Source organism: Oleiphilus sp. HI0128 (assembly GCF_001635365.1).
Genome location: NZ_LWGG01000863.1, coordinates 1 through 3,189, shown reverse-complemented (window position 1 = coordinate 3,189; position 3,189 = coordinate 1). Strand labels below are relative to the sequence as shown.

Genomic DNA, 3,189 nt, shown 5'->3' with positions numbered 1-3,189 from the left:
CATAACAAAACACTTATCTGTTTAATTTCAACACCTTAATTAAATATCACACCTTACCTCTCGTATCGAAGCGCACTTTATTTTATAGACATTTCCAAATATCATCGCTGCACTTTTTAGGACAAAAGCGAACCTTTTTCGTTTTAGTCATAATATTAAATTGCCAAAACTTCGCTACACTTGAGCGCTAAAATACACCTATACTTAGTAGCTTTATTTAACGAACTCCTATCACGACAGGCAAGCAAACTAACGGACCGTGCGATGACAACAAGCAAAGACGCCACACCCAAGATCAGCCTAGATAACCCTTTTGGTTCTGACAACGAGCTGGACTTTAGAATCCCCGGGCAAAATGCAGAAAACCCCGGACTTTATGAAGAAACTCTCCGTAAAGGTTACGACCTGATGCAGCGCCCAAGAAAAGCTGCTGGTGTAACGGCCATTACGCGTCAACACAGTAAAAAGCGAATGACGATATGGGAACGTATTTCAGTTCTAACAGATGAAGACCCAAAGGTACTGTTCCAGAACTGGGGTAAAAATCTAGATGGCGCGTCAATCGTCACGGCAGTCGTAAAAATAGACGGCCGAGACGTTGCCTTATACGGTCACGATTTCACCGTCAGGGCGGGCTCTATGGATGCCACCAACGGCACTAAGCTAGCCCGCTTAATGGAGCTTGCGGGTAAACGAAAGATTCCTTTAGTGGGCCTAAACGATAGTGCCGGCGCTTACGTCCCCGCCGGAGTCGGCGGTCTAGACGGTTACGCCGAAGCTTTTACCGCTTTAAGAAAGATCAGCGGTGTTGTACCTAGCATTATGTGCATGTTTGGTTTTAATGCCGGTGGTGGTTCATACCTTCCACGCCAAGGTAGCTTTATGATTCAGCCAAATGATACATTCTTTGGCCTAACAGGCCCTGGTGTGGTGAAAAGTGTACTCGGTGAAGATGTAACGCCTGACGAGCTTGGCGGCCCTGGCGTACATAGCCAAAGTGGTGTCACAGATATCGTGGTAAAAGATGAAGTCAGCGCCTTGAAGAAAGTTCGCCAACTACTCAAATATCTTCCGAACAACAATTCCGAGTTAGCACCCTATCAGGAAACGTCCGATCCGATTGATCGTAAGACCTGGGATATCGACATCCTGCTGAAGAAGGCCTTCAATAGCCCAACCGGTTTCAATACGCCTATTGATGTCACTATCATGATCCAGCAACTTTGCGACCATGGCGACTTTATTGAAATTCAGGAAGAGCGTGCACGTAACACGGTTACAGCCTTGGGTAGAATGGGTGGCAATGTGGTCGGCTTTCTGGCCAATAACAGCGCCGTGTCTTCAGGCCAGATTGATATTGATGCAGCCTATAAGAATGCACGCTTTATCCGCTTCTGTAACCTTTACAATATCCCTGTCATCTTTATGGAAGATACAACGGGTTTCTTACCTGGTAAAGATCAAGAATCAAACGGTATTGTGCAAGCAGGTAGAGCAATGCTTGATTCAATTATTGACCTAAGAACGCCTCGTTTTTTGGTGATCATTCGTAACGCTTTCGGTGGTGCTTACGCTTCTTACAACTGCTATCAGACAGGTGCAGACTTTGTATGCGCCCTGCCTTCTACCAGAGCAGCCGTAATGGGACCAGCAGGTGTAGAATTTGTCTATAAGAAGGAGTTACGCGCTATTCGCGGTGCGGTTAAGACAGGCGAGCAAAGTGCCGAATGGGGCGCTGAGCAAGAAGCCTTACTCGCAAAACGCTATGAAGAAGAATTGATGAACCCAAATGAGGCGTTGAGCCTAGGGTCGATCTCTCAAATTGTTATGCCCAGAGACATGCGCAAGGTCTTGTGCGAACAGCTCAATTTCCACTTATCACACTATACACCTGAGCCACTCGGCGGCGTACAAAGGGAGTCTTTCTAATGAGTAACGAACATTACCTTAACAACCCGCTGACTCATCAAGACCGTCGTTTAGGCCAATCAGACAGCACTTGGGTACGTAGCTTCTCGTGTGAAGACATTCGCCCCTTAATCATTTGTCGTGGCCCTATTCGTAAAGAAGCAATGGATGTATTTGCAGAAATGGGAGTGACGCATTGCGGTATCTTATTGTCTGAAAAAGACAGTATTGTTTATCAAAATGCCTTGGCGCCAGAACTGCGCCAAATCAACAATCCTGACCGCATTCACCGTGTGCCAGACTACAGCGGCGCAGATAAAGAAGAGCGTGTTCAGCGCATAGAACAGATCATTCGCATTGCTAAAGAGAACAACTATAACGCTATTTTTGCCGGCTACGGCTTTATGGCCGAAGACGAAGCGATGGTTGGCGCAATGGAAGAAGCCGGTCTGAACTTTATTGGCCCTTGCTCGGAAACGGTTCATAAAGCAGGCCTAAAAGACGAGGCGAAGCGCACCGCATTGCAAGTCGGCGTCAGTGTAACGCCTGGAATCAACAATGCTACTGCCTTGACACTCCTTAAAAAGCATAGCGATGAAAAGGCGCTACTGTCTTTAGTCAAAAAAGAAGGCTTAGCACTCAACCAAGAACGCTTTGAAAATGCCGACTCAATTGAAGATAAAGCCGACGTCGTGCTTGATGCAGGCTACAAAAAAGGCATCGACCTTTATAGCGTGGCAGAGCTTCAGGAAACCATCCGCGAGCAAGTAATCAAGATTGGCCAGGAGTACCCTGAAAACCGTATTCGCCTGAAATGCATCGGCGGTGGCGGCGGTAAAGGCCAACGCATACTCTCCAGCCCTTCAAGCTTTAAAGGCAGCATCGAAGAGCGCTTAAGCCAAGCAGCAGATGAAGCACCTTCTCTAGTACTTGAGATCCTCAACGAGGTAAAAGCGACAGGCCAAGGCGACAACAAGAATATTCTTGTCGAGTTGAATATCGAAACCACTCGTCACCAGGAAATCCAGGTGATCGGTAATGGTGAATGGGCACTGGCTTTGGGCGGTCGTGATTGCTCTTTGCAGATGCACGAGCAAAAGCTGCTTGAAATATCGGTTACGACCGAAGATTTACAGCATGCGCTTACAGAGTCGTTGCATCGCGGTAGTGAAGCCGAATCTAAAATCCTTAGCCAGGAGATCAAAACCCTTCAGGCGATGGAAAAAGAATCCGAAGTATTTGGTCAGGCTGTAGGTTTGGACAACGTATCCACCTTCGAGT

Annotated in this window: 2 protein-coding genes; both read left to right on the top strand. The window is 47.1% G+C overall.

Annotated features, from left to right (window positions below; translation table 11 throughout):
- Positions 1 to 264: 264 nt before the first annotated feature.
- Entirely contained in the window at positions 265 to 1,929 is a 1,665-nt protein-coding gene (locus A3763_RS13560; protein ID WP_068513979.1) for an acyl-CoA carboxylase subunit beta, read from the top strand.
- On the top strand, positions 1,929 to 3,189 hold a 1,261-nt coding region (locus A3763_RS13555), incomplete at its 3' end, for a biotin carboxylase N-terminal domain-containing protein (RefSeq protein WP_304440815.1). The genes A3763_RS13560 and A3763_RS13555, both read left to right, overlap by 1 nt.

Coding starts and splice junctions, on each gene's coding strand:
- A3763_RS13560 (WP_068513979.1), top strand. CDS start 265: ATGACAACAAGCAAAGACGCCACACCCAAGATCAGCCTAGATAACCCT.